Source organism: Rubrobacter marinus (assembly GCF_011492965.1).
Lineage (GTDB): Bacteria > Actinomycetota > Rubrobacteria > Rubrobacterales > Rubrobacteraceae > Rubrobacter_F > Rubrobacter_F marinus.
Genome location: NZ_CP045121.1, coordinates 1,829,430 through 1,853,979 on the forward strand (window position 1 = coordinate 1,829,430; position 24,550 = coordinate 1,853,979).

General features: G+C 68.6%; 25 protein-coding genes, 5 tRNA genes and 1 riboswitch. Of the genes, 17 read left to right on the forward strand and 13 right to left on the reverse strand.

Annotation, left to right across the window (positions count from 1 at the left end; all coding sequences use genetic code 11):
• Window positions 1–64 precede the first annotated feature (64 nt).
• The 9 genes from purF to GBA65_RS09345 all read left to right on the forward strand — a co-directional run bounded on the left by purF (window position 65) and on the right by GBA65_RS09345 (window position 6,302).
• Window positions 65–1,486: an amidophosphoribosyltransferase gene (gene purF / locus GBA65_RS09305; RefSeq protein ID WP_166398429.1), complete on the forward strand. Its 1,422-nt coding sequence runs from the start codon at window positions 65–67 to the stop codon at window positions 1,484–1,486.
• A gap of 2 nt (window positions 1,487–1,488) precedes the next feature.
• Window positions 1,489–2,526: a phosphoribosylformylglycinamidine cyclo-ligase gene (purM, locus tag GBA65_RS09310; RefSeq protein ID WP_166396331.1), complete on the forward strand. Its 1,038-nt coding sequence runs from the start codon at window positions 1,489–1,491 to the stop codon at window positions 2,524–2,526.
• Window positions 2,510–3,103 (forward strand): phosphoribosylglycinamide formyltransferase, encoded by a 594-nt coding sequence (gene purN, locus GBA65_RS09315; RefSeq protein WP_228281783.1) that lies wholly within the window; start codon window positions 2,510–2,512, stop codon window positions 3,101–3,103. The genes purM and purN overlap by 17 nt, the downstream gene beginning before the upstream one ends.
• Window positions 3,100–4,704 carry a bifunctional phosphoribosylaminoimidazolecarboxamide formyltransferase/IMP cyclohydrolase gene (purH, locus tag GBA65_RS09320; protein ID WP_166396333.1) on the forward strand — a complete coding sequence of 535 codons (1,605 nt, stop codon included), beginning with the start codon at window positions 3,100–3,102 and terminating at the stop codon, window positions 4,702–4,704. Before purN ends, purH begins: the two co-directional genes overlap by 4 nt.
• Window positions 4,701–5,156, forward strand: a complete 456-nt coding sequence (locus GBA65_RS09325) for a phosphate-starvation-inducible PsiE family protein (RefSeq protein ID WP_166396334.1) — start codon at window positions 4,701–4,703, stop codon at window positions 5,154–5,156. The genes purH and GBA65_RS09325 overlap by 4 nt, the downstream gene beginning before the upstream one ends.
• A 30-nt stretch (window positions 5,157–5,186) precedes the next feature.
• Window positions 5,187–5,258, forward strand: a tRNA-Lys gene (locus GBA65_RS09330).
• Window positions 5,259–5,281: 23 nt separating this feature from the next.
• Window positions 5,282–5,354 (forward strand) — tRNA-Glu (locus GBA65_RS09335).
• A 24-nt stretch (window positions 5,355–5,378) separates the two neighbouring features.
• Window positions 5,379–5,450: transfer RNA gene (locus tag GBA65_RS09340), tRNA-Val, on the forward strand.
• A 156-nt stretch (window positions 5,451–5,606) separates the two neighbouring features.
• Window positions 5,607–6,302 (forward strand): toll/interleukin-1 receptor domain-containing protein, encoded by a 696-nt coding sequence (locus tag GBA65_RS09345; protein WP_166398430.1) that lies wholly within the window; start codon window positions 5,607–5,609, stop codon window positions 6,300–6,302.
• Between the two features lie 623 nt (window positions 6,303–6,925).
• Here GBA65_RS09345 and GBA65_RS09350 read toward each other — a convergent pair.
• The 3 genes from GBA65_RS09350 to GBA65_RS09360 form a co-directional block, all read right to left on the reverse strand.
• Window positions 6,926–7,543 (reverse strand): alpha/beta fold hydrolase, encoded by a 618-nt coding sequence (locus GBA65_RS09350; protein WP_166396335.1) that lies wholly within the window; start codon window positions 7,541–7,543, stop codon window positions 6,926–6,928.
• Window positions 7,544–7,813: 270 nt separating this feature from the next.
• The gene (locus tag GBA65_RS09355; RefSeq protein ID WP_166396336.1) at window positions 7,814–8,638 is read right to left on the reverse strand and encodes an alpha/beta fold hydrolase; all 825 of its coding nucleotides are present in this window, start codon (window positions 8,636–8,638) and stop codon (window positions 7,814–7,816) included.
• Window positions 8,635–9,198 carry a dihydrofolate reductase family protein gene (locus GBA65_RS09360; protein ID WP_166396337.1) on the reverse strand — a complete coding sequence of 188 codons (564 nt, stop codon included), beginning with the start codon at window positions 9,196–9,198 and terminating at the stop codon, window positions 8,635–8,637. Before GBA65_RS09360 ends, GBA65_RS09355 begins: the two co-directional genes overlap by 4 nt.
• A gap of 227 nt (window positions 9,199–9,425) precedes the next feature.
• On the opposite strand from GBA65_RS09360, the gene GBA65_RS09365 reads away from it, so the two are divergent.
• From GBA65_RS09365 to GBA65_RS09385, 5 genes are all read left to right on the forward strand, one after another.
• A complete protein-coding gene (locus tag GBA65_RS09365) occupies window positions 9,426–9,731 on the forward strand; it encodes a TetR family transcriptional regulator (RefSeq protein WP_207956281.1) in 306 nt (101 codons plus the stop codon).
• Between the two features lie 351 nt (window positions 9,732–10,082).
• Window positions 10,083–10,156 (forward strand) — tRNA-Asp (locus GBA65_RS09370).
• Between the two features lie 82 nt (window positions 10,157–10,238).
• On the forward strand, window positions 10,239–10,574 hold the full coding sequence (gene trxA, locus GBA65_RS09375) for a thioredoxin (protein ID WP_166396338.1): 336 nt from the start codon (window positions 10,239–10,241) through the stop codon (window positions 10,572–10,574).
• Between the two features lie 115 nt (window positions 10,575–10,689).
• Window positions 10,690–10,762 (forward strand) — tRNA-Phe (locus GBA65_RS09380).
• Window positions 10,763–11,119: 357 nt separating this feature from the next.
• Window positions 11,120–11,323: a hypothetical protein gene (locus GBA65_RS09385; protein ID WP_166396339.1), complete on the forward strand. Its 204-nt coding sequence runs from the start codon at window positions 11,120–11,122 to the stop codon at window positions 11,321–11,323.
• Between the two features lie 159 nt (window positions 11,324–11,482).
• On the opposite strand, the gene GBA65_RS09390 is transcribed toward GBA65_RS09385, so the two are convergent.
• The 9 genes from GBA65_RS09390 to GBA65_RS09430 all read right to left on the reverse strand — a co-directional run bounded on the left by GBA65_RS09390 (window position 11,483) and on the right by GBA65_RS09430 (window position 19,529).
• Entirely contained in the window at window positions 11,483–11,830 is a 348-nt protein-coding gene (locus GBA65_RS09390) for a hypothetical protein (protein ID WP_166396340.1), read from the reverse strand.
• A 10-nt stretch (window positions 11,831–11,840) separates the two neighbouring features.
• On the reverse strand, window positions 11,841–12,212 hold the full coding sequence (locus GBA65_RS09395; protein ID WP_166396341.1) for a response regulator: 372 nt from the start codon (window positions 12,210–12,212) through the stop codon (window positions 11,841–11,843).
• Between the two features lie 1,092 nt (window positions 12,213–13,304).
• A complete protein-coding gene (locus GBA65_RS09400) occupies window positions 13,305–13,907 on the reverse strand; it encodes a hypothetical protein (RefSeq protein ID WP_166394804.1) in 603 nt (200 codons plus the stop codon).
• A gap of 17 nt (window positions 13,908–13,924) precedes the next feature.
• Window positions 13,925–14,001: riboswitch (cyclic di-GMP riboswitch) on the reverse strand.
• A 171-nt stretch (window positions 14,002–14,172) separates the two neighbouring features.
• Window positions 14,173–14,829 carry a response regulator transcription factor gene (locus GBA65_RS09405; protein WP_166398432.1) on the reverse strand — a complete coding sequence of 219 codons (657 nt, stop codon included), beginning with the start codon at window positions 14,827–14,829 and terminating at the stop codon, window positions 14,173–14,175.
• A 33-nt stretch (window positions 14,830–14,862) separates the two neighbouring features.
• Window positions 14,863–17,019, reverse strand: coding sequence for a sensor histidine kinase (locus GBA65_RS09410; RefSeq protein WP_166396342.1), 2,157 nt, complete (start codon window positions 17,017–17,019; stop codon window positions 14,863–14,865).
• Window positions 17,020–17,038: 19 nt separating this feature from the next.
• Window positions 17,039–17,455, reverse strand: a complete 417-nt coding sequence (locus GBA65_RS09415; protein ID WP_166396343.1) for a hypothetical protein — start codon at window positions 17,453–17,455, stop codon at window positions 17,039–17,041.
• Between the two features lie 539 nt (window positions 17,456–17,994).
• On the reverse strand, window positions 17,995–18,357 hold the full coding sequence (locus GBA65_RS09420; RefSeq protein WP_166396344.1) for a response regulator: 363 nt from the start codon (window positions 18,355–18,357) through the stop codon (window positions 17,995–17,997).
• A 635-nt stretch (window positions 18,358–18,992) separates the two neighbouring features.
• Window positions 18,993–19,277 carry a hypothetical protein gene (locus tag GBA65_RS09425; protein ID WP_166396345.1) on the reverse strand — a complete coding sequence of 95 codons (285 nt, stop codon included), beginning with the start codon at window positions 19,275–19,277 and terminating at the stop codon, window positions 18,993–18,995.
• Between the two features lie 30 nt (window positions 19,278–19,307).
• On the reverse strand, window positions 19,308–19,529 hold the full coding sequence (locus GBA65_RS09430; protein ID WP_166396346.1) for a hypothetical protein: 222 nt from the start codon (window positions 19,527–19,529) through the stop codon (window positions 19,308–19,310).
• Between the two features lie 291 nt (window positions 19,530–19,820).
• Between GBA65_RS09430 and corA the strand changes: the two genes are divergently transcribed.
• The 3 genes from corA (at window position 19,821) to GBA65_RS09445 (ending at window position 22,816) form a co-directional block, all read left to right on the forward strand.
• Entirely contained in the window at window positions 19,821–20,864 is a 1,044-nt protein-coding gene (gene corA, locus GBA65_RS09435; RefSeq protein WP_166396347.1) for a magnesium/cobalt transporter CorA, read from the forward strand.
• Window positions 20,865–21,058: 194 nt separating this feature from the next.
• On the forward strand, window positions 21,059–21,241 hold the full coding sequence (locus GBA65_RS09440; protein ID WP_166396348.1) for a hypothetical protein: 183 nt from the start codon (window positions 21,059–21,061) through the stop codon (window positions 21,239–21,241).
• 291 nt (window positions 21,242–21,532) lie between these two features.
• A complete protein-coding gene (locus GBA65_RS09445; protein ID WP_166398433.1) occupies window positions 21,533–22,816 on the forward strand; it encodes a citrate synthase in 1,284 nt (427 codons plus the stop codon).
• A gap of 110 nt (window positions 22,817–22,926) precedes the next feature.
• On the opposite strand, the gene GBA65_RS09450 is transcribed toward GBA65_RS09445, so the two are convergent.
• Window positions 22,927–24,408, reverse strand: coding sequence for a gluconokinase (locus GBA65_RS09450; RefSeq protein ID WP_228281785.1), 1,482 nt, complete (start codon window positions 24,406–24,408; stop codon window positions 22,927–22,929).
• Between the last annotated feature and the right edge of the window lie 142 nt (window positions 24,409–24,550).

Here is a 24,550-nt window from a genome sequence, read left to right on the forward strand (position 1 = left end):
TCTTGTTCGAGTCCCAGAAGGCCCCAATCTAGGAGTGCGGTCTGTTTTGATCGAGGTCGGAGAGATGGAAGGTAAGCCGAAAGAGGCGTGCGGGGTCTACGGGATGTACTCCCGCGAGCTCGCCGGTGAGCTCGCGCAGCGGACGTACTTCGGGCTGTACGCGTTGCAGCACCGGGGGCAGGAGTCGGCGGGGATCGCGGTCTCCGACGGGGAGCGGACGCTCGCGATGCGGGACATGGGGCTCGTCTCCCAGGTCTTCGACGAGACGCGGCTGGCTTCCCTGGAGAGCGGGCACATCTCGCTCGGCCACGTCCGGTACTCGACGACGGGGAGCGCCTCCTGGGAGAACGCCCAGCCCGAGTTCCACGGGCGGGGAGACGTGAACGTAGCGGTAGCGCACAACGGAAACCTCGTGAACGCGGATGTTCTGAGGCGCGAGCTCGAAGAGGAGGGCTTCGAGTTCCACTCCACCTCGGACACCGCGGCGATCGCGGCGGTCGCCGTCGGGGAGCTGGAGAGGGGCAAGGGGGTCGGGGAGGCGGTGCGCGACGCGATGCGCCGCCTCGAGGGGGCGTACTCCGTCGCCATGATCTTCCGGGACAAGCTCGTCGCCTTCCGCGATCCCCACGGCTTCCGGCCGCTCTCCATAGGCAGGGTCGAGGGGGGCTACGTCGTCTCCAGCGAGACCTGCGGGCTGGACATCATAGGCGCCGAGTACGTGCGCGACGTCGAGCCCGGCGAGGTCGTCGTGATCGACGACGACGGGCTGACGAGCTTCCGGGCGGAGCCCGCGCGCCGCGCGCTGTGCAGCTTCGAGTACGTCTACTTCGCCAGGCCGGACTCCCGCTTCGAGGGGCGCGAGGTCGCCGACTCCAGGTTCAAGATGGGCGAGATCCTCGCCGAAGAGAGCCCCGTCGAGGCCGACGTCGTCATCCCGGTGCCGGACTCCGGCATCATGGCGGCTACCGGCTACTCCAACGCGAGCGGCATCCCCTACGCCGAGGGCCTGATAAAGAACCGCTACGTCGGCCGGACGTTCATCCAGCCGACGGACGGGATGCGACAGATCGGGCTGAGGCTCAAGCTGAACCCGCTCCCCTCCGTCATAAAAGACAAGCGCGTCGTCGTAATCGACGACTCCATCGTCCGCGGCAACACGAGCCGCAAGCTCGTCTCGCTCCTGCACGAAGCGGGGGCGAAGGAGGTCCACTTCCGCGTCTCCTCGCCCCCCGTCACCGGCCCGTGCTACTACGGGATCGACATGGACACGAAGGAGGGCCTCGTCGGGGCGAACTACACGGTCGAGGAGATCCGGGCACAGATCGGCGCGACCACCCTCGCCTACCTCTCCGTGGACGGGATGACGCGCGCGACCGAGCAGCCCCGGGGAAGTCTCTGCCGCGCCTGCTTCGACGGCGACTACCCCATCACCGGCACGGCGAGCAAGCTCGCCCTGGAGAAGGTCCAGCCCGTGGGCGGCAAATAGGGATGACGGAGAGCAACCCCCCGTCGTCGTACGAGGCGGCCGGCGTCTCCATAGAGCGCGGCGACGAGGCGACCGGCCTCATGCGCGCCTCCGTCGAGGCGACGCACGGGCCACAGGTCGTCCCGAACCCGGGGGGCTTCGCGGGGCTCTACGCCCTCTCCGGCCTCCGGGAGCCGGTCCTCGCCTCCACCATCGACGGGGTGGGCACGAAGGTCCTCGTCGCCGGGGCCGTCGGCCGCTACGACTCCCTGGGGGCGGACATCGTCAACCACTGCGCCAACGACGTCCTCGCCACCGGCGCGACACCGCTCGTCTTTCTGGATTACGTCGCGAGCGGGCGGCTGGATCCCGCCGTTGTGGCCGGGGTCGTCCGGGGGGCGGCGGAGGCGTGCCGGCCCCTGGGCATCTCGCTCGTCGGCGGGGAGACGGCGGAGATGCCGGGGCTCTACGCAGGCGGCGACCTGGACATCGTGGGGGCCTGCGTGGGGGCGTGCGAGAGGGGGGACGTCGTCACCGGGGAGGGCGTCGAGGTCGGGGACGTGGTCATCGGCCTGCCCTCAAGCGGCCTGCACACCAACGGCTACACCCTCGCCCGCAAGGTGGTCGAGGACGCGGGGCTCTCCTACGCGAGCGTGCCGGAGGGCTGGGTCGAGACGGTGGGGGAGGCGTATCTGGAGCCGCACCGCGCCTACGTACGCGAGGTCTCGGCCCTGCGCCGGTCCGTCCGGGTGCGCGGGATGGCGCACGTCACGGGGGGCGGGCTCCCCGGCAACCTGCCGCGCGCCCTCGGGGGGAGGGGCGCGAGGCTGTACGAAGGTTCCTGGGAGGAGCCTGCTGTATTCGGCCTGATCCGTGCGCTCGGCAAGGTCTCCGAGGACGAGATGCGCCGCGTCTTCAACCTCGGCGTCGGGTTCTGCGTCGTGGTCGAGAGCGGTGATGCGGAGGAGGCGATGGCGGTCCTGCGGGACGCGGGGTCCGGGGCCCGGCGCATCGGGGAGGTCGTGGGGGACGGAGGGGTGGAGTTTGTCCCCGGAGGGTAGCGCGAGGGGTCTGCCGGAGGGGGCGCGCTTCGCGGTGCTCGCCTCGGGCTCGGGGACGAACCTCCAGGCGCTGCTCGACGCCTACAGAGAACACTGCGCGGTGGTGGCGGGGGACAAGGAAGGGGCGTACGCTTTCGAGAGGGCCAGGCGGGCCGGGGTTCCGGCGGAGCACGTGGAGCCGCGGAGCTTCGGGTCGCGCAAGGCCTACGACGCCGCGCTCGCAGATAGGGTCGCGGCGTATGACGTGGGGCTCGTGGTTGGGGCGGGGTACATGCGGGTGTTGACGCCGGCCTTTCTGGAGCGGTTCCCGGCGGTCATCAACGTGCATCCCTCGCTGCTGCCGCGATTCAAGGGGTTGCACGCCATACCCAGGGCCTTGGAGTCCGGGGAGGAGGAGACGGGGGTGACGGTGCATTACATGGTCGAGGAGGTCGACGCGGGGCCGGGGATCCGGCAGGAGGCCGTGCCGATCCTGCCGGGCGACACGGAGGAGACGCTGCACGAGAGGCTCAGGCCCGTGGAGCACCGGCTGCTCGTCGAGGCGGTCGCGGACCACTTTCTGGGGGGCGCGAAGTGAGGCGCCGGGCGCTCGTCTCCGTCTCGGACAAGCGGGGGGTCGCGGCGTTTGCGCGGAGGCTGCACAAGCTCGGGTTCGAGATCATCTCGACCGGCGGGACCGCGAGGGCGCTCGAGGAGGCGAAGGTCCCGGTGACGCAGGTCGCCGAGGTCACGGGGGCGCCGGAGATGCTCGCCGGGAGGGTCAAGACGCTGCACCCCAGGATCCACGGCGGCATCCTCGCCGACCTCGAGGACCCGGAGCAGGTCGTAGAGCTCGTGGACCACGATATAGGCCCGATCGACCTCGTCTGCGTGAACCTCTACCCGTTCGAGGAGACGGTCGCCGGCGGGGCCGAGGAGAAGGAGGCCATCGAGCAGATAGACATCGGCGGCCCCACGCTGCTGCGCGCCGCCGCCAAAAACTTCAAGAGCGTGACCGTCGTCCCCTCCCCGAGCTTCTACAAGGAGGTCGCCGCCGAGATGGAGCTCGGGCAGGTCGAGGAGACGACCCGCCGCCGCCTCGCCCTCGAAGCCTTCCGCCGGACCGCCGAGTACGACGCCTCTATATCGGCGTGGCTCGCCGAGAGGGTGGAGATGGAGGCCGTCCCCTCGACGAACGGTACGGCGGCGGCCCCGGAGCAGAGCCTGGACGATGCCGCCGCCGGAGATGACGTCTTCCCGGAGACCCTGACGAAGAGCTACGAGAAGGTCCTGCCGCTGCGCTACGGCGAGAACCCGCACCAGGCTGCGGCGTACTACGCCGAGGCGGGGGGCGGCAGCCACCTCCTCACGGGGGTCGAGCGGCTCCAGGGGCGTCCCCTGTCGTTCAACAACCTCTACGACGTGGACGCCGCGCGGACCCTGCTCGCGGACCTCTCGGAGGACGGCAGGGCCGCGGCGGTCATCATCAAGCACGCAAATCCTTGCGGGGCGGCGGTCGCCGACGACCTCGCGGAGGCGTACGGGAAGGCCCTCGCCTCCGACCCGACCTCCGCGTTCGGCGGGATCGTGGCGCTCGGCGGCCCCGTGGACGGGGAGCTTGCGCGCGAGATCTCCAAGGTCTTCACGGAGGTCCTGATCTCGCCGTCCTTCAGCGAGGAGGCGCGCAAGGTCTTCTCCGAGAAGCCGAACATGACCCTGCTGCAAGCCGGCCCCATCGAGCGTCCCGAGCTCTCCGCCAAGCCCGTGGCCGGCGGCCTCCTCGTCCAGGAGACCGACCGCGTGGAGGGCGACGACGAGTACGAGCTCGTCACCTCCGTCCACCCCTCGCCGGAGGGGCTCGGCGACCTGCTCTTCGCCTGGAAGGTCGCGAAGAACGTCAAGAGCAACGCCATAGTCCTCGTCAGGGACGGGGCGACGGTCGGCATAGGCGCCGGACAAACGAGCCGGGTCGACTCGTCCGAACTCGCCGTGCGCAAGGCGGGCGAGAGGGCGAAGGGCGCGGTGGCCGCCAGCGACGCCTTCTTCCCGTTCGCCGACGGGGTCGAGGCCCTCGCAAAGGCCGGCGTCGGAGCCGTCATCCAGCCGGGCGGCTCCAAACGCGACGCCGAGGTCGTCGAGGCCGCCGACAGGCGCGGCCTCTCGATGGTCCTCACCAAGCGGCGCCACTTCCTGCATTGACGCACGGGGAGGAGACCACGCGCGCCACGCGAGCCCTCGGGCTCTCCGAGAAGGTCGTCTACTACGCGGCGGCGGTCTTCCTGCTCGTCACGGTGGCGATGCTCTTCGTCTCGGCGGGGGCGAGCGTGCTCGGGGTGCTGGAGCTCGGCCCGCTCGAGGCGGCGCTCGAGGTCCTCGACAAGGTGCTGCTCATCTTCATCTTCGCCGAGCTCCTGAGGACGATAATAACCGTGGTCGAGGAGCGCGAGGTGAGGGTCGAGCCCTTCCTCGTCGTGGGCCTCATAGCCGTCGTCCGGCGCATACTCGCCGTCACCGTCTCCATCGAGCAGAGCCTCGGCACCCCCGATTTCAACGCGCTGCTGATCGAGCTCGGCGTCCTCACCGCGCTCATCCTCGCCCTCACGGGGGCGCTCTACCTCTCCCGCAGGATGGGCCCAGTCGCATCCCGCTAGGCGCACACCATCTGGTAAAATCCAAAAATTGGGCCAGTAGCTCAGTGGTAGAGCAGGGGACTTTTAATCCTCGTGTCGAAGGTTCGATCCCTTCCTGGCTCACAGGCCACTCAAGGTCCACCACGGCCCCCATCGTCTAGAGGCCCAGGACACCGCCCTTTCAAGGCGGCGGCACGGGTTCGAATCCCGTTGGGGGCACGACCTCGGCCAACCCGAGGACCGGGGCGATTAGCTCAGGGGTAGAGCACCTCCCTTACAAGGAGGGGGTCGCTGGTTCGAACCCAGCATCGCCCACCTCGAAAAAGCGGCGTTTTGCAGGTAGAAATAGAAAGTCAACGAGGGGCCGGGTTTCGACTCGGCCCCGTTTGACGACGGTTTGACGACAGTTGGGGCGAGGGCGGTTTGCGCTAGCGCTTGAGAGCGGCGACGGCACCCGGTATCATCGGCCACATGGCTAGATGCACGGCACCAGTATATGGCCATCGTACAGCGAGCGGCGCAGCGAACTGCCCTGCATGCGGTGGCCGCTACAGCGGCTACAGGTACTCGTACCCGTCGTCCTCGTCTCCGTCCTACCCCTCATCGGTGAGTAGCGGGAGCGCTCGGAGCAGCAGCGGCGGGTCTGGCAGCCCCAGGCCGAGGTGGTCGGGAGCCGGTTCGTCCGTGTCTTACACGCCTGCCCAGGTGCGGTCGCTCACGCCGATCCGCGAAAGCGTCGAGAAGCAAGCCTCCCTGCCTGACCTTCGGGACGTCTTCCTCTGCCATGCATGGAACGACCGAGGTGGGGCCGCCAAGGAGCTTCACGATCTGCTCGAAGCACGAGGTGTCTCGGTCTGGTTCAGCGAGAAGGACGTCGTCCTCGGCACGCCGTTGCTCCGCGAAATCGATAAGGGACTGGCGAAATCGCGAGTCGGGATCGTGCTGGTGACCCCCGCGCTGCTGCGCCGCGTTCAAGGAGCGGGCATCTCCGAGAAAGAGCTTTCGGCACTCCTAGCGCGTGACCTGCTCGTTCCCATCGTCCACGACACGACGTATGACGCTCTCCGCGAAGTTAGCCCCCTGCTCGGCTCGCGAAGCGGCCTGGACACTGCGGAAGAGCCGATGGAAGACGTCGCGGCCAAGCTAGCCGAGCTGGTCACGCTCTAGCTCTATTTCCGGGGTGGCCGGCCCCACGTCGCACAAGCGGTCCGGGCGCCGACGCGGCTTTTTCAACGGGCTGTCCGGAATGGTACTGTGACCCCAGATTGTGAGTAAAGCCCCTTGCGCAACGTCTGCGAGTTGCCGGACGAGGAGGCGGAGCGCCGATCGCGACGATATGTGAGTCTTACGGTCACCGATGTCTGCTGCCGAGTTATCTCACGGAGCGCCACGCAACGGAGGCCTGGTTTTGTCACGACGCCGGCCGGAGGTTGTCGAGCTCCCGAGGCGAGAGGTGCGCAACGTATTAGCAAGGATCTGCTGGGGATTGACGCGGGTCGCCGCACCGGAGTACGCTGGCCCCCGACGGAACCGCGGTATTGGGTCAGCGCATCGCCGGAGCGTAGGGACGAGGGGGGAGGACGCGGTATGACGGAACGCCAAGGGGCGCCATTGCGTAAGGGTTGCCCGCGCTTGATCGTGCTCGTCGCCGGTCGCCCGGTTCGCGCCGACGTGTGAACGATGCGAGGAGTCCGATCGGACCGCTGCCGCATAGCGGAACGGGCGGATGAGCAGGGTGCCAACACAGGGAGGGGCGACGCGTTTCTTAATGACGGTGGTGACCCGTTGCCCTACGGACGAGGGAAGGTCGTCCGGACTGCGAGCTCGTTGAACCTCCTATACGAGAAAACCATGTGGTGATCGCCGTTCGACGGAAAGACGTTGAGCGCGCACCATCGCTCCCCGACGTTCGTGCTTGCCGCCGAGAAAAAGCCGCTGACCGCGAGCGACGGCGAGCGCCCCGGCAGCGTCACGACCTCGTGCGCCACCTCGCCATGGGCGCCGGCCAGGTGCAGCCCGTCCAGCTTACGCTTCTCCTTCATCAGCGCGTCGGCGTCCTCGCCCGGCTTGGCCGCCGCGGCGGCGTCGAGTCTACTGCCCGGGGGCAAGACGCCGTCGCGCTCGAGGTCGGCGTAGACCGACGCCGGGCCTTCTTCGGAGAGGTACCTCAGCAAGATCGAGGCGCCAAGAGAATGGCCCATGAGGACGACGTCGCCGTCCATACCCGCAAGCTCCTCCGAGATCCGGTCCCTCCACGCCCCGTACTCGGGGCTGTCCTCGTTCGGCATCCTGGGGGACTGTACGCCGTATCCGGCACCCAATGCGTCTTGCAGGCTCGCCGCCAGCCTCCGATCCTCCTCATAAGCGCCCTCTCCGCCACCGTGAACGAACAGCACGTGCGTCTTCACGTCCGTCTCCTTCTCACTCCGTCCCCATCCGGGCGACGGGGTGGCTGGTGATCTGCCGCAGCGGGCCCCGGCAGGAGTCGACGAACCGGTGCGGCGTTCTCGCCGCCCGCTAGCCGTTCCGCCGCGGTGACGTACCCATCACTCATCCAGCGCCTCCTGCTCCGGTACGGCGGTTTTCCTCATGCTGATCCTCCTTCACCGGATCGGCTCCGATGGTACGGCCGGGCCGGAGGGGCGACCTCGACCGAAGGATGGAGCGCGGGGGCTGAGTTATTCCGCCTCCTCCGGTGAAGGAGCGTCGAGAAACTGAGGGACCATCGCCAGCAGCCATTCGGCGCGGTCCAGGATGCCGCTGCCAGGCGGGATGAAGTGGGAGGTGCCGGGGAGTACCGCGAGCTGGTGCCCGGAGAAGCCGGCGAGGTCCCCCATCGCTCCGCCTCCCAGCAGCCGGAACATCTCGACGGCGTGCTCCAGGCGCACGACGTCGGCGTCGCCGACGACGATCATGGTCGGGGATTCGATCCCCCGGATGTCCTCTTCCGGCCAGGCGAAGGGCGTCGTGTCGAGCGTCTTCAGTTTCTCGACCAGGGTGGGGAAGTCCTCGGGGTTCGGCGCGATCTCCTTGTAGGCGGCCTCCATGGGAGACCCGGCGAACATCTCGGGCGTAATGGTCGGGGCCATCTCGTGCAGCTCGGGCTGCACCCCGTCGCTGGTGTAGGAGACCGAGGCGAGCACCAACCTGCGCGCCAGGCCCGGGTGGCGGATACCGAGCTGGAGGGCGACAGCGGCGCCCATGCTGAAGCCGAATACGTCGGGCTGGTCCAGGTCGAGGTGACGGATGAGGGCGGCCACGTCGTCGGCCATGTGCTCGTAGGTTATGGGGCGGTCGATGTCCGCGGTGCGGCCGTGGGCCTGCAACTCGACGGCGATCACCCGCCAGGTCTCCGCCAGGCCGGACAGGAGCCGTCCCATGGAGCCGACGGTCATGTAGGCGCCGTGGAGTAGGACGAGAGGCCGGCCGGTGCCGTGAACCTCGTAGTACATGTTCAGGCCGTTGACCTCCGCGTACCCGCTCGCGAAATCGTTACTCGTCATCCGATCTCTCTCCTTTCCGGTTGGTAAGCGAGGGAGACGACCCCCGTACCGAACGTCTTCGAGTCCACCAGCGTCAGGCCTCTGGTATCTCCCCAGCCTTCGAAGAGGCGCCTTCCGGCCCCCAGGACCAGGGGATGGACGGTGAGCCTCAGCTCGTCGAGCAACCCGGCCCGTAGCAACGACCGTACGAGGTCGCAGCTGCCGACGACCGTGATGTTCTTGCCGGGCTCCCGCTTCAACTCCGCTACCCCCTCCGCGAACCCGTCACCCGGGATCAGGGCCGAGTTGTTCCATCCTAGCGGCCCTTCCAACGTCCCCGACACGACGAACTTGGGCACGCTGTTTATGTAGTCGACCATCTGCGTGCCGGGGGGTTGGCCGGGCCAGAAGGAGGCGAACTCCTCGTACGTCTTCCGCCCCAACAACAGCGCGTCCGACGCGGCCATCCCCGCCGTGTTCTCCCGCTCCATCTCGTCGTCGGAGTAAGAGAAGGCCCACTCGTTCGGCGACTCCATGACGCCGTCCAGAGACAGCAACTCCACCGCGACTATCTTCCTCACGTCTTCTCCCCTCTCGTAAGGTTCAGCGTCCGGCTTTGGCGAACACCGTCCTGGTCCGGGCCGGAAACTGTAGAGGTAGAATACGGTTTGTGTACGGTGTTCACAACGGGGGAAATCACCCCGACGCGGGCGAAAATGTGCACTAGCGGGGCGGCAGGATAGCGGGCCTGGGCGTGGGCTCTCCGAAGGGCGATTCGTACCGACACGGCGGCCTTCGCCGGGCGCTCGTGGGGGCCGGCGTTGAGCTGGCGCGGGGGGGCGCCGACGCGGTGGTGCAGCGCGAGGCGACGCGGCGGGTGGGGATGGCGCCCAGCGCGGCGTACCGGCACTTTGCGGACCGGCGGGAGCTTCTCGACGCAGTCTGCCCGGCCATCCAGGCGAAGCAGGCCGTTGCGATGAAGGAGGGTCTGGCTTGGTCCGCGGTACACGGTCCGGCGATGCTCCTCATCGACGGCACGTTGCGCGGCAAGGACGGCGCCGGGGTATACGACGTGGGGCAGCGGCTCATCTATATGGCCGAACGGGGCCTGTAGCCGGTTGGGACTTCTCGGTGGAGCGGCGGGACGCCCGAAGAAGCGTCTCCCTGAGGGGACGAGCCTCACTCACAGGCGTCACGCGCGCGATCTGTCCAGGACGGTCGAGGACACGATCTAGACTCGAGCAATACTCGTTCGCGGTGCTAGAGGGCGCTAGCCGCCTGCAAAGGACGGGTCCGGCGGCGGTATCTCGGGGCGTTGCACGGCGAAGGAGGCTCGCTGCCACGCCCGGGTGGGGCCTGGCCGCGGCCTTCGGGGCGCTCCGGGTACGTTCGTCGGAACCGTTAGAAAACCCGTTTGTGGTCTGCTAAACTGCTGGGGTCCCGGACGAGTCCGGGGAGCCCACGCGGGGGCGTAGTTCAGTTGGTTAGAACGCCGGCCTGTCACGCCGGAGGCCGCGGGTTCGAGTCCCGTCGCTCCCGCCCCGTTGTTGGGGTTTACACACCCTATCCTTGTGCCGTGGCTTATACTCTTGTGCGTAAGTCATACGGCAGGAGGTTTTTCATGGCACAGCCCTTCGCGGTTACCACCGAAACGTTCGAGAACGAGGTCTTGAAGTCCGACGTCCCGGTGCTCGTGGACTTCTGGGCTTCCTGGTGCGCGCCCTGCCGCCAGGTGGCTCCGGTGATGGACGAGATCGCGGCCGAGTACGACGGCGCCGTCAAGGTCGCCAAGGTCGACGTGGACGCGGAGTCCGCCCTCGCCGGTCACTTCGGCATCTCCAGCATCCCGACCATCGCCCTCTTCGAGCCCGGCGAGCAGCCCAAGGCCGTCGTCGGCGCCCTCCCGAAGGAGATGGTGGAGTCCGCCTTCGAGCTCGACCGCTTCTCCAAGAAGTAGTCGCGCCTCACGGACGCGCGAGGAAGGGGCCCCGCGTGGGCCCCTTCCTCCTTGATAGGGCGCATCCCGTGCCCTAGAATCTCCCAGGGCGCGCCCCGAGCGTGTCCTTTCGCCAGGCGAGATAGCTCAGCTGGTAGAGCACATGACTGAAAATCATGGTGTCCCGGGTTCGAGTCCCGGTCTCGCCACTCGGACGAGCCCCGCAATGAGCGGGGTTTTTCTTTGCCCGATCGTCCGGTCCGTCCCCCTGTACCATCGAGCCACCAGAACGGGTTAGCCGAACACCCCGTCCAGCGCGGCGAGCGCCCTCTTCCGGGCGCCCGGCACGAGGCGGCCGTAGACGCGTAGTTGCCCTCTTATTGCACGTCCCGGAGCCGTTCTCGACCACGACGCGGTCGTCGACGCGCGCCTCCTCCGGGCTCTGCGTCGGCCGTGCCTCCTGCCCGTACGGCGGGACACATTGCATACTTCGAACCATTGCGGCGGCTGTTCGCCGTGCGATCATGAAATGCATGGTACCGCAGCGTCGTCAATTCGAAGCCGAGATGGGAGACGCACGGCCCATGCTGCTCGCCGCGCTGCGCAGCCACCGGCCCGGCGGAAGAGGATTCGCGGACCCGAGGACCGCGAGGCTGGAAGCCGCGGCGGACGCCCACTGGTTCGTCCATCCGGACGACGAGGAAGTAATAGAGGCCTGGAAGGCGTTCTACGGCCGAGTGAGGAAAGGTGCCGCCACCAGAGCGGGCTGATCTCGCCGTCTCCTCCACGGGCGGCGGGAACGCGGCCGTTCCCCGGTGCAGAGCGCCTCGCGTCCGTTGGGCGAAGACGCGCTGATGAACGGGCCGGTGACCGATAACCGGCTCCCGGAGGACCTGCTCTCCGCGGTCGGGTGGATATGCCCGAGGCTCCTAGCGGTTCCCGGGCTCCCTGCCCGCCCGGGCCAACGCCGCGGCCTCGTCCACGATCGAGAGCAGGTCCTCCAGCTCGACCTCCTCCAGCTCCCGCCGTCGCCCCGCGATGCGGATCCGCGCGGGCGGGTGCTCGTATGGGAGGAACTCGATCCATGCTGTCCCTCTGTCGGGTGCGAAGGTGTCGGGGCGGTTCGAGAAGACGAGGTCGGGGTCGAGGCGCGCGACCGCCGCCCCGAGCGTGGCCGGTTCGAGCACGGTGACCTCGACGTCCGGCCTCGAGGCTCCGATGGCCTCCCCTATGACCTGCCGGTAGGAGCGGGGCTCTATGGCCACGATGACTCGCACCTTCGTCCGCTCACCTCCTCAACAAGATGCGTACGGCGGTGAGGATCTCCTCCACGGAAGCGTCTTTGGAGATCATCTCGTCCGCCCCCATCGACCGCACCCAGGAGTAGAGGTCGGGGCCCCGGGCCACGGTAAGGACCAGCACCGGCAGGTCGGGCTTCGTCCTGCGCAGATCCCGGATCAGCTCCGTGCCTATGCCGTCGGGCAGCAGCAGGTCTACCAGCGCCAGGTCTATCTCCTTGGCCCTGTCGCGCGTCTCCCGGCGCGCCTCCTCCAACGAACCGGCCTCACCGACGACCTCGAGGTCCGGCTCGAGCGCGAGCATGTCGGCGAGGGCCCGGCGGAACCAGGAGTGGTCTTCGAGCAAAAATATCCGTCCCAAACGCCGCACCGCCCTTCCAGGGTGCCTTACAAGCATTCATACCCGAGCGAAGTCCGCCCCACAAGGTGGGGGATGAGCCTTCATGCCCCCGGGCCGCCCACCGGGCGGGCGGTGCCTTTGAAGAGGTGTGACCGCGAGGTCGCGCCGACTCCTACCCCAAAATCCGTGGCGCCGCCCCGCCTCCCGGCACGGAACGCCCGGCGCGCCCGGACCCCGCCCGCGCCCCCTCAGGGAACCATCGACGCCGCCCGGACCCCCGCCGAAGCGAGAAGCGCGCCGGGCTTCGATCCGCCGGCCGCTCCTGATAATCGTGGTGTCCCGGGTTCGAGTCCCGGTCTCGCCACTTGGAGGGCCCCGCAAACCGCGGGGCGTTTTTGCGGGTCTTCCTTGCGCTCCCGATGGACTATCCACGGGCCGAAGATCGGCTCGCCTCGCGTGGCGTCTCCGCCTCGGGCGCCACGATCGGAGCTGTGGGACCGTCGCAGAGTATTGCCTCGTAGGCCACTCCTTCGTCCGCTCCCATCTGTAGCCTGAACGTGCCGCCCGAGGCGACCTCTCCGGAGCCCGCGCCCCGCGGGGAGCATCTCGGGTGGGGTGGAGATGTGCGGCAATTCCTCGGGCGAAAGGTCCTCGGGCAGGTACGGCGGGACCGGCTCCTCGCTGGTGACCCCAACGCCGAAGCTGCCCCGCCTCGATGTTGCGAACGTATCTTGGCCGTGCCTCGTTGGCTCGGATGTGAACGTCTCGGTGTCGAGATGTCGTCGACTCGGGATGGCGACAGCGGGAACGGGACGAACCCCGAGCAGCTCTTCGCCGGGCGGCGGAAAAAATTGTCGGAGACGCCTCGATCAGGGCGAACGTCTATCCGGGGAGGACCGAGGACGGAGGTTTCGGGCTCGCGGTCGATCGGCCACCCCCCGGACCTGACGCGGTAGGATGCCCAGGCGCTCATGGAGAAAGCGCACGAGGTCTGCTCGCACTCCGGGGCCACGCGCGGGGACATCGGCGTCAAGCTCTCGGTGGGGGAGTGGGCGAAGGGGCCGGGGACCACATAGGCCCCGGCCCCTTCGCTAGCACACGGTTCTCCTCCTGCTAGACGGCCGGCTCGCCGACCTCCGGCGCCGGCTCCTCGACGACGGGCTCGCAGGCGTCGCCCGTCCCGTTGCCGTCTGCGTCGGCCTGGTCGGGGTTGGCGACGTCGGCGCAGTTGTCGCCGGACGCGCTGACGTAGCCCTCCGGCTGCTCATCGATCACAAAGGTCCGGGGCTCGCCCGCCCCGATCCCGTCTCCGTCGGCGTCGAGGTAGTAGGGGGCGGTCGGGCTCGTCGCCACGAACATGTCGGCCGTGAAGCTTTGCGAGCCGCGCGGGGCCATCGCCTTCGCCACCACCGCGTCCCCGGCGTCGAGGTTGGAGAGCCTGGTCTTTACGTCGTCCTCGACGACCTTGGTCCGGGAGTTGGCGGCGATGTCGAGCCGCTTGCCGACGAACGGCTTCGCGAAGCTGTTGCCCCCCTCCACGCTCACCAGCACCGAATCGGCGTCGACCGCGACGATCTCGCCCCGAAAAACGTGCGCGACGGGCGGCGCCGGCTTCTTGTCGGGCTTCTTGGCGGGCTTGCCCTTCGCCCCCGCTACACCTGTCGTCATCGCGACCAGCAAGGCCGCGACGAGCACGAAAACCATCGACCTTCTCACAGCATTTCCTCCTACGCTTCGGTAGCCGGGCTGCCTCGTCTCGAGGCCCCTGGCTTTGCGCCCCCGCCTCGCGGCGGGTTTGCCTTTGTCGTCCGTCGAGGGATTTTCGGCACGGCGGCAGAGAAACTTTAGCCGCGCCAGCGAAGCTCCCTGGCGCCGACCGCTGCACGAGCGCCGGCCCGGGGTAGGGAGGCGTCGCTTGTCTCCGGGCTACGCCGTGGCGGTCGTGGGGGCGTTGCCGTGCAAGGACGAGGATGCGGGGGCGTCAGGGCCTAGGAGGAGTGGGGGCTCCGCCCAGGCCGGCGTCGCGGGCGAGGATGATGGCCTGGGCGCGGTCCGCCACCCGGAGCTTCGGGAAGATGTTGGAGAGGTGGTTTCGCACCGTCTTCTGGCTCAGGTACAGGTGGCGTGCGATCTCCCCGTTGCTCATGCCTCGCGCGAGCAGGTCGAGGACCTCTCGCTCGCGATCGGTGAGCTGGGGGAAGGTCTGCGAGGGTGCCGCTTCCGGGGCGGAGAAGAAGCCCATGAGCCGCCGGGCTATGTCCGGCCCGAAGTGCGCCTCGCCGCCGGCGACCGCGCGCATCACCTTTATGACCTCGTCGGCGTCCGCGCCCTTGAGCACGTAGCCGCGGGCGCCGGCGCGCATGGCGGCGAAGACGGAGTCGTCCTCCTCGAACATCGTCACGACCACGACGCCGACGCGGGGGTGGTCCCGCGCGATGCGCCGGGTGGCCTCTATCCCGTTGATGCCCGGCATCTGCACGTCCATGAGGACGATGTCCGGCTGGAGCTCGGCGGCGAGGCGCACCGCCTCCTCGCCGGTGGCGGCCTCGCCGGCCACCTCGAAGCCCTCCTCGGAGGCCAGCATGGCCCTCAGGCCGTAGCGGAACAGGGCGTGGTCGTCCGCGATCAGCACGCGCATGGGATCCACGGTGCTCCTCCCTCGTTCATCCCGTCACTCCGCCTCGCGCTCGAAGAGGGGAAGGCGCGCCACGACGCGCGTGCCGCCGGTCGGGACGGGTTCGACCGTCAGCTTGCCGACGAGCTCTTCGGCCCTCTCCGCCATGGAGCTCATCCCCACCCCCGCTCGGGGGTCATCCGGCAGCCCGATGCCGTCGTCGACGACGTCGAGCCGCAGCTCGTCTCCCGGGGCGGAGATCGAGAGCCGTATAAGGCAAGAATCCGCCCTCGCGTGGCGGACGACGTTGTTGAGCGCCTCCTGGGCGATGCGGTAGCAGGAGACCTCCACGGCGGCCGGCAGCGGCGGCAGCCCGGCCGGCGCCTCGACGCGGAAGGCGAGGCGCCCGTTCCTGTCCGCCTCGCTCGCCCCCGAATCGTCGAGCAGGCGGCCGTGCTTGGCGGCCTGCTCCCGGATGGCGCCGACGAGGCCCAAGTCGTCGAGGGCCGGGGGCCTCAGGCCGTAGACGAGCCGCCGGACGTCCCCGACCGCGTCCTTGGCCTGGGCCTTGAGCTGCGCCAGCATCTCGTCGGCCTCCCGCGGGTCGGTCTTCAGGAGCCGGCGGGAGACGTCGAGGCCGAGCGCGAGGCTCCCCAGGGTGGGGCCGAGGCCGTCGTGCAGGTCGCGCCGGAGGCGGCGGCGCTCCTCCTCGCGGGCCGTCACCAGGCGCTCCTTGGACCGCCGCAGGTCCGCGGTGAGCTTCACGGCGTGTACGGCGACCTCGGCGTTTCGGGCCAGGTCCTCCAGGAGGCTCCTGTCGGCGGGCGAGAAGCCCTCGCCCGGCGCCCTGGGGGCCAGGATCAGGCGCCCCACCGTCTCGCCGCCGTGGCTGAGCGGCAGGACCGTCCCCTCGCCGGTTGGGGTCCCGTAGGAGGCCGAGATCTCGAACCCGTCCTCCCCGCGCATCGCTATCGCCGCGTAGGGCAGACGGAGCGCCCCCGCCACCGTCTCGACGATGGTCGGGAGCACGGTCTCGGGCTCGAGGGCCGCCTCCAGGCGTCTTCCGAGGCGCGAGAGCACCCGGTAGGGGTCGTCGCGTTCGCCGTACATCAGGCGGTCGATGCCGCGCTGGAGCCGGTCGCGCAGCGGCGCGAAGGCGACGGCGACCACGCCCGTGGCGAGCAGGGAGGCGAGGAAGGTGCCGCGTGCCTGGAAGAGCGCCCCGATCCCCCCGACCAGCAGCACGTACAGCGCGACGACGCTGAGCGTGAGGGAGGCGTAGACCAGCGTGCGGTTGATGATCACGTCGATGTCCCACAGCCGGTAGCGCAGGATCGCCACGCCGAGCGAGAGCGGTATGCAGAGCGCCGAGGAGTAGAACACCGTGCCCACCGCCAGGTTCGAGAACGTGCCCGGCTGCGGCGGCTCCAGTAGGACGAAGAACACCAGGATGACGGCGACGTAGACCGCGAGCGCCGCCGCGAAACCGAAGACCACCCACTTCGTCTGCTGGCGCTCCACCGCGCCGGAGAGCCGGTACCGGAGGGCCTGCGCGATGAGACCGACGACGAGACAACCGCCGAAGAACGCACCGTGGGGGAGACCGGACCAGCCCTTCGGGTCCCAGACGGACGCCGGCCAGAGCGAGGCGAGGAGCAGGTACGCGACCAGGGGCGGGGCCACCCACCGGGTCCAGCGGGGGACGAAGCGCCCGTCGGGGAAGAGGTAGAAGAACGCGAACACGGACGCGAGGCTGAGCGACTCCAGGAGGCTGCTCGCGGTCTTCAGGACCGGGTAGGAGGCCGCCAGCGCCTCGTTGGCCTCCCACCGGGTCGCGCCGAACAGCACGAGCAGCAGCGCGACGAAGAGGGCCATCGGCTCGTCCGGCCGGCGCCAGAAGACGATGCCCGCGACGGCGAAGAACACCGCAGCCACCGCCACGGGCAGGACGACGGAGAACCACGCGGCGTAGAAGCCGACGGAGAGGCCGAGCCGGCTCAGGTTGGCCTCTAGCGAGGCGAGATCCTCACCGCCGAGAACCCCGTCGACCACCTCGGCATAGAGCGCGGGCAAGCCGGCGGCGAAGACCGCGACGGCGACGGCCGCCACGAACACCCAGGCCACCCGCGCGATGACGAGCCGGCGCTCGCGCACGACGAGGAGCAGACCATCCGGGATGCCTGCGGGTCCCCGTCCTGTAGGGTGCGGTCTCACGGGCGAGCCGTTCCGGGGATTACCTGCGCCTCCTGCCAATGGGCCAACCCCACCACCCGTACGTGGCCTCGTACTCCGCATAGTCGTCGTACGTCGGGCCCGGGTAAGGCTGGGTTTCGGTCCCCCACACGACGGTGCTCGACACGATCTTCCTCTCTCCTCCGACGGTTCCTATCGTGTCCGTCAACGTGCCGCGGTACCTCTTGGGGTCCCTTCGGTACTCGATCTCGGATTCGACTTTGTTGTCCCCCTTCGGGCTTACGCTCTTGTAATCGAAGCCGGGGTCGTGAAGCGGAGGATAAGGGGCCGGGCAGTCGGTGGCACCGATTATCTGCACCTCGTTGTCGTAGGCGAAGACTTCTCTGAGCGTCGCGGCGTCACCCCGTCTGCAGGCGTCGAAGGCCCTTCTCACCAACTCCACGTTCTCGTTCGACATCCGTCGTTCTCCTTCCCTGCTCTGGCTGTTCGTCCTGGCCGCGCCGACGATCGTCCGGGGGTCACGTGCGTCGCGTTCTCTTGAGGGGGAGCGCGGCATCCGCGTCGGGCGCGAGATGGCGTCCGCGGCGGAGAACGACGCTCACGCTGCTGCCTCTCGTAAGCGTCGGGGCCCTCCTTCCCGAACGTCGTGACCCGTGTCTCATGCGACTATATCCGGAGGTGGAAGCGGGGGGAACGTCGCGTTCCGGGCGAGGGGTAGCTGCTCCGGGCGCGACCGTCTGCGTTTGCCCGCGCCGCGCCCGGACCGCGGCGGTCTCGAGATCTCGACGACGCGCCCGCCATCCGCCGGCAACCTCTCGCTCGTGGGTGGAGCGGCGCGCTCGAAATGCCCCGCGTTGGAATCGTACATCCGGTCCTTCTCCTTCCCGAGATCGCTGCTCCCGGATCTCGAACGAATGCTAAGCAGGGGGTCGTCCCGCCGTCATGGGGCTCGTGTCCCGGTTTGGTCGGGAACTTGCGTCCCGGGCCCCCGTACGGTCAGGCCGTGAGCCGTCGGACCGTGCGGAGGATCTCCTCGATGGAGGCCTCCTTGGAGAGCACCTCGGTCGCCCCCGCGCCGAGTGCCCGGTCGTGATGCTCCAGGTCCGCGTTCTTGCACAGCGCCAGCACCCCGATCCCAGGATCTTGGCCGCGAAGACCGCTTTTAAGCTCCGAACCATCGCCGTCTGGGAGGCAGAGGTCCACGATCGCGGCGTCGACCGTCGCGTCCGGCAACAGCTCGAGGGCCTCGGTCAGAGAGCCCGCTTCGACGCTCTCTCGCAACCCGGTGTGCCGCCCCAGTACGCACGCGAGGGCCTGCCGGAACACGGCATGGTCCTCCACGATGAGCACGCGCTTCATCGCCGTCCTCCTTCCGAAGCGCCGCTCGGGCGCTTCCTCCCTCCGCCACGCGGTTGCAACGATCTCTGAAGACCCTACCGGGGGCACCATCCCGCCGGCGTGGGAGAGATGTCCCATTCGAACCGGGAAATTTCGGCTCCTACGACGGGAGCGGACGCGAAGCGCCGCGTCCGGAACGTAGCGCTCGGAAACGAGACTCGGCGTCGCGTCATGGATGCCGGTCCGAAGCATCGTATCCGATGATATGCGGGCACGAGCAAGCGGCGGACGGAGAGCGCAAAGCGGCGCATCCGGAGGCGCCGGAACCTCCTCGACGCGCTGGGGGGCCTACCGATGCCCGAGGGACGGCGCGGAGCGGTCATGCGAAGCGAGCGATGCGGAAGCTCTCGAAGCCGGGCGGACGAGCTGGCTATCGAGGGAAGTCGTGCGGCTGGATCTCAGGGTTGCGGGGATGGGGATTTCGTCCTCGCGCGCCGGACTCGCAGGTTCGGTCCCGTTCGAGGGCGCTCCAGATCGGCGAGGTTCTCGGGCTCGAGGACGGACGGCGCTCGGCGTCGGGAGGCTTGTCTGGCAGAGAGGGGGCCGGGGTTGCATGCGGCCCCGGCCCCCTGCGCTTTCGTCTCTCCTCTCGGGGACTACAGCTCGACCGCTACCTCGGCGGCGCCTTCCCCGGCGCTCGTGTTCGTGTCCGACGCGGGGCTCGGGTCCCGGTCGTCGGCCAGCCCGCGGATGATGGTCGAGGCCAGGATGACGGCCGCCACCCTGGCCGTGCCCTGCACCAGGGCCTCCGCGACGTCCTCCTTCGGTCCCCTCCTGCCGGGCACCAGCTCCTTGACGAGCCTCTTCAGCGGGATCTGCAGGGTGATGAACGTTGCCAGCACGAGCAAGGACAACAGCCGTTTCTGCGCGTTATCTCCCACGTCGGCCTACCTCCCTTTCCGGCGCCACCATCAGGTACCCCAGCGCTTGCTCAGTACGTTGCGTATGATCAACGAGGACACGATGGTCGCGGCGACCGAGAAGGCGCCCTGCACCAACGCCTCCTTCACGTCGTCGCCGACGCCGCGCTCTTCGGGCTCGTCCAGCAGCGTGCCCGCGACCTTCGTCGCCGCGAACGCGGCCAGCGCCGTGGATAGCACCAGGGCCAATCGCTTCTCCGCATCCTTACCCAACTTTGCCTCCTTCCGCTGCCGCACCACCGGCTTCCTGAGCCCTCGTTACCCCTCACGAGGACCGTCTACACGAAGCCGCGGGTCGGCCCGCCTCCGTAACGAGGCGACGGCGGCGCGCCCTCCCGAGCAGGTATCCACCGCCCCGGGCCGCGAGCGAGGTCCGTAAATCCGTCGGACACCCCTATCCCGCGCGCCGCCCATCGGTAACTCACGCCGGGGCTTCCTGCTATTAGGCCTTCCTCGTCGACGCTCTCGTGGTCGTTCGCCCCGGCCGCTTGTAGAATCGTCGCCGTGGAAGAGACGCGCAAAAAGAACCTGCCGGAGAGCGTGGACGTCCTCGTGCTGGACAGCTCGGGGCGGCTACGCGACGACGTCGGTCTCGAGGAGCTGCCCTTCCATCTCTCCGACCCGGACGCGCTCGTGTGGTGCGACATCGCGAGCACGGAAGGGGGGCAGGGCGGACCGTACGGGCGGCTGTTGAGGGAGGTCTTCGGGTTCGACGACCTGACGATCGAGGACTGCTTCACCCGCAGCCACCTGCCCAAGGTGGACATCTACGACGAGTACCTCTTCGTGGCGCTCTTCTCGTTCCACCTCTCCGAGAAGACGCAGAGGGTGCAGACCGTCGAGGTGGACATGTACGTGGGGGAGAACTACGTGGTCTGCGTCCATCCACGGCCGCTCAGGGAGCTCTCGAGGGTGCGGCGCAGGCTCGGCTCCGGGAACGCGTTCGTCTCGGGCTCGCCGGCCAACGTGGCGCACACCGTCTTCGACGCCGTGGTCGACGAGTACCTGCCGATCATGAACAGGCTCTCCGCGACCGTGGACGACATCGAGGACAAGCTCCTCGACGAGGACCTCGGCTCCGGGACGGACGTCTTCGACCGGCTCTACCACCTCAAGCACGAGCTGACGGCGCTCCGGAGGCTGGCGGTCCCCTTGCGGGACGTCGTCGGCATCCTGATGCGGCCCTCGACCACGCTCGTCCCCGAGGAGAGCGTCGCCTACTACGACGACGTGCGGGACCACCTGATCCGGGTGGTCGACATGATCGACACCATGCGCGACTACCTCATGGACTCGCTGGACATCTACACCACCCGCCAGACCCAGCGCAACGCCGAGGAGACCCGAAGGGTCAACCAGAGCGTCGCGCGCCTCACCGCCGTCTCGACCCTCTTCCTGCCGTTGACGTTCATCACGAGCGTCTACGGGATGAACTTCGAGAACATGCCCGAGCTCTCCACGCGCTACGGCTACTTCGTCGTCCTCGCCGTCCTCGTCGTGATCGGCGTGACGATGCTCGTCTACCTGCGCCGCAAGGGGATAATCTAGGCCCGATCGGAAGCGTTGGCGGCAGCATGGATAGGTTTCCGTGCCGCCGGCCGACATATTCATCGGGTCGAGGAGGTCGCCGACACCCCGGGAACGCCGTCGACTACCACCAAGCGAGGGTTTCAGGGCCTTCTGGACAGCATGGGGAGCGGCTACTGCCCCTCAACCCGATCCACCGCCCGAGTCCCGACTTCGTGAAGCTCGACGTATGGCTCATGCGTGGTGTTGGTTGGGGTGCTCATGAGGCGGTCGTCGTCGACGAGATCCGGATGACGGCCAAGAAGCTCGACGCGGAGACGATAGTTGAGGGCTTCGTTTGGGACGTCCGACCCTCGGAGCGTCCCGGCCGTCTCTTCGCCGTTGGTGTCGTGCGTTAAAGAAATCTCGCGCGGCGTCCGATAATCGGCGTAGGGGCCCGAAACCACCCTATTTCCTCTTCCCTATTCCCTCCGGGCCCCTTCCTTCTCGGTCGGGAGCCGCCCCGATACTCCCCCTGCGCGCGAAGATATAATGTGTCTAACTATAGGGAAGATAGGAGTCGGGGAACGGGCCCGTGGCCCCGCGAGGGTTTCGGTTGGCAAGAAGAAAGGGCAGGGATTTTGACCGACAGGGCGCAAGCTACCGAGAATGGAAAGGCTCAGGCTACCGAGGGGGCCGACAGCCTTACCATCAAAGACAACCGAACCGGGAAAAGCTACGACGTAGAAGTCAAAGACGGCACCGTGCGGGCCATGGATCTCCGTCAGATCAAGGTCGACGACGACGACTTCGGTCTGATGACGTACGATCCCGGCTTCTCCAACACCGCGAGCTGCCGCAGCGCGATCACCTACATCGACGGCGAGAAGGGCATCCTGGAGCACCGGGGCATCCCCATCGAGCAGCTAGCGGAGAGCTCGTCGTTTCTAGAGGTCTCCTACCTGCTCCTCTACGGGCACCTCCCGAACCAGCAGCAGCTCGACGAGTGGGTGCACGAGATCACGCACCACACCTACGTCCACGAGAACATCAAGCGCTTCATGGAGGGCTTCCGCCACGACGCCAACCCTATGGGCATGCTGCTCGCGAGCGTCGGCGCCCTGAGCACGTTCTACCCCGAGGCCGTGGACATAAGGGACGAGGAGCAGAGGCACATCTCGGCGGTGCGCATGATCGCCAAGATGCCGACCCTCGCCGCCTTCGCCTACCGGAACGCCATGGGCCTCCCGTACGTGTATCCGGACAACGACCTCTCCTACACGGGCAACTTCCTCTCCATGCTCTTCAAGATGGCGGAGCCCCGCTACGTCCCCGACCCGAGGATCGAGAAGGCGCTCGACGTCCTCTTCATCCTCCACGCCGACCACGAGCAGAACTGCTCGGCGGCGGCGGTCAGGGTCGCCGGCTCCTCCCTGCCCGACCCGTTCTCGGCGATCGCGGCCGGGGTCGCCGGGCTCTACGGCCCGCTGCACGGCGGGGCGAACGTGGCCGTCCTCAAGATGCTCCAGAGGATCGGCTCCGTCGACAACATCCCGGGCTTCTTGCAGGGCGTCAAGGACGGCAACGAGCGCCTCATGGGCTTCGGCCACCGCGTCTACAAGAACTACGACCCGCGCGCCAGGATCATCCGCAGCCACGTCGACGAGGTCCTGGAGGCGACGAACAAGCAGAGCGTCCTCCTCGACATCGCCATCGAGCTCGAGAAGCGGGCGCTGGACGACGAGTACTTCACGAGCCGCAAGCTCTACCCGAACGTGGACTACTGGTCCGGCATCATCTACGAGGCCATGAACATCCCCACCGACGCCTTCACGGTCATGTTCGCCATCGGCCGGACCCCCGGCTGGATGGCCCAGTGGATGGAGATGATGGACGACCCCGAGCTCAAGATCGCCCGCCCGCGCCAGATCTACACGGGCGCCCGCGAGGCCGACTACGTCCCGATGAACCAGAGGAACGGCTCCGGCTCGTAACCGAACCCGAACCAGGAGGCGCCGACCGGATCCATCCGGTCGGCGCCTGTTCTTTGGGCGAAACGTTAGGTAGGACGCGCCGCTCGTCCGCCGTTCCCGGGCGAGCGGGTTTAGCGATCGTCCCGCATTACGTCCTCGTACAGCTCCCTCTGGCGTTCGAGCGCCCGCCGGTAGGCCTCGTGTCGCCCGTCGTCGGGCTGTATCGTCTCGCCGAACGGGGCCGGCACCTCTTCGATCCTGGGTCCGCCGAGGGCCTCCGCCGCGAGCAGGGCGGCGCCGCGGCTGGAGGCCTCCCCGACCCCGGAGACCGTGACCGGCCTCCCGAGGGCGTCGGCCATGATGCGCGCCCAGGTCGGCGAGCCGAGCAGGCCGCCCCCGGTGGCTACCACCTCCCTGCCGCGGGCGCCTTCGGGGAAGGCGGCGTCCAGACCTTCCGCTATGAGGGCGAAGCGGAGGGCGACGGCCTCCATCGCGGCGCGCAGGATGTCTATCGGCGTGGTGCCCATCGAGAGCCCCGCCACGGTCCCGTTCGCCTCGTCGGCCCAGCCGGGACCGCGCTCTCCGGCCAGGAGCGGGAGGAGGGTGAGGCCGTGCGAGTCGGGCTGCATGCGGGAGAGCAGGCCCTCCGCCTCCTCCTCACCGGGGAGGCGCAGCGTCCTCCGGAGCCACTCGACGAGGTTGCCCCCGTCGGAGAGCGCGCCGCCGGAGACGAAGCGCCGGGCGTCGGCGCGGTAGCACCAGAGGCCGTCGGGCACCTCGGCGGACTCGGCCTCCCACAGGACGCGCATGGCCCCGCTCGTCCCGACCATCAGGGCGAGCCTGTCCTGCGTCACGCAGCCGCTCCCGACGTTCGAGCACGCCCCGTCCCCGACCGCCGGGAACCACGGGACCTCCCGGAGCGCCGGCCAGCGCTCGGCCCACTCGCCGCCCAGTCCCCCGAGCGGCTCGTCCGAGATGGGGGAGAGCTTGCCCTCGTCGATGGGCAGCGCCGCCAAGAGGTCGCCGTCCCATGCCTTGCGGTTCTGGTCGAGGAGGCCGGTCCCGGAGGCCATCGAGGTCCCGACGCGCGCCTCCCCGAAGAGCTTGAGCTGGAGGTACTCGCCGGGGGAGAGGAAGCGATCGGTGCGGGAGAAGGCGTCGGGGTCCGTCCGGCTCAACCAGAGGAGCTTGGCGGGCCAGTAGCTGGAGTGGAGGACGGAGCCCGTTCGGGCGTGCACGGCCCCCTCGTCGAGGGTCCGCCGTAGCCCACGCGCCGCGCCCGCCGCACGGCGGTCGGCCCACGTGAAGATCGGGGTCGTCGGACGCCCGCGCGCGTCCACGCCGAGCAGGCTGTGCCAGAACGTGCTCGTGGCGACGGCGGCGATGCCGCCCTCCGTGCCCCCGCCCTTGGAGAGCGTCTCGTCCACGGCGCGGAAGACGAGCGCCGCGAGCACCTCGGGGTCGAGGGTGGCCGCCCCGCCCGCGCCCCGCTCGAAGGCGTGCTCGTGGGCGGAGGCCGTGCCCTCGACGACCTCCCCCAACCCTCGGTACACGGAGCAGCGGACCGACGAGGAGCCGACGTCCAGGGCGAGGACGTTGCCGGAGGGGGTCAAGATCGGAAGGAGGGGCCAGCTTCGGGCCCCCGGCTCGCCTTGTTACCGATGGTTCTTCCCCGACGCATCATCTACCAATATATAGCTTGGCGACCGCGATCGCGCCGCCCGGGCGTACCGACTCCGCGTATGTTTTTTCCGC